This window comes from Nocardioides sp. CPCC 206348 (assembly GCF_048654705.1).
GTDB lineage: Bacteria > Actinomycetota > Actinomycetes > Propionibacteriales > Nocardioidaceae > Nocardioides.
Map to the genome: position 1 here is coordinate 1 of NZ_JBMCZA010000242.1, position 912 is coordinate 912.

At 67.1% G+C, this 912-nt stretch carries 2 protein-coding genes; both read right to left on the reverse strand.

From position 1 onward, the window contains the following. Nucleotides 1-3 precede the first annotated feature (3 nt). Complete coding sequence (locus ACOADB_RS28305; protein ID WP_378607068.1) at nucleotides 4-615, reverse strand: DUF1294 domain-containing protein; 612 nt, start codon at nucleotides 613-615, stop codon at nucleotides 4-6. Nucleotides 616-627: 12 nt separating this feature from the next. Further along, nucleotides 628-912 (reverse strand): septum formation family protein (locus ACOADB_RS28310; protein WP_378607071.1); only part of this gene is annotated, 285 nt, incomplete at its 5' end.

Here is a 912-nt window from a genome sequence, read left to right on the forward strand (position 1 = left end):
GCGTCACGGCAAGGCGATCGGGGCGGCGTTGACGAACCACGCCAGCGCAGCGCAGTTGACGAGCACGGTCACCCAGAAGATGGTCTGGAAGGGCTGCTTGGTGGTCTTGTGCCGAAACGCCTGCTGGCCGATGAGGGCGCCGGGCCAGCCGCCCAGTAGCGCGATGGTGTGAAGGTTCGCTTCCGAGATCCGCCACTGACCGTTGCGCGCCGCCGACTTGTCGACGAAGTACGAGAGCAGGGCGAAGGCGCTCAGCAGCACGTAGAGACCCACGATCACGACGGACAGCAGGTCCAGGGCCACGAGAAGCCCCAGGATGCCGAAGAACATCATGGCGATGGCGACGGCCAGCGGCAGCTTGCCGGGGCCCGACCTGTTCGCTGGCCCGCGGCCGACGTACCGCACCTCGGCGGCCCGCGCCCGGTTCCGCTCGTCGCGCATGGGCGTGTAGCTGACCTCGCAGCCGACGACGGGACGGCGCCCGCGAGGAAACGCGCTGATGTGGACAAAGACGCGCGAGCCGCCCTCCGCTGGCGTGATGAAGCCGAAGCCGCGCTCGTCGTTCCAGTCGGCCACCACGCCCTGGCGGCGCTCGGATCGCTCGGGTGAAGTCACGGAACAGGGTCCTCAGCGCTTCGAGTTCTTCGCGCTGCGCTTCAGCGGCTTGAGCTTCGGATTGGCGAGGATGCAGGTGATCGTCCGGTCGGCGAGCACCCAGCTGTCGGCGCTGGGGTAGTAGCTGTAGCCCTCGTACCTGGATTCCCGGTAGGGCAGACCGACGTACTTCTTGAAGAGCCGGAGACAACGGTCCGTCTTCTTGATGATGGCCTTCTCGCCCGGGAAGGGACCGTCGCCCTTGAGCTCGACGGCTCCGTAGACCTCGAAGTCGTGGGGTTGCGAGCAGTCCAGCAC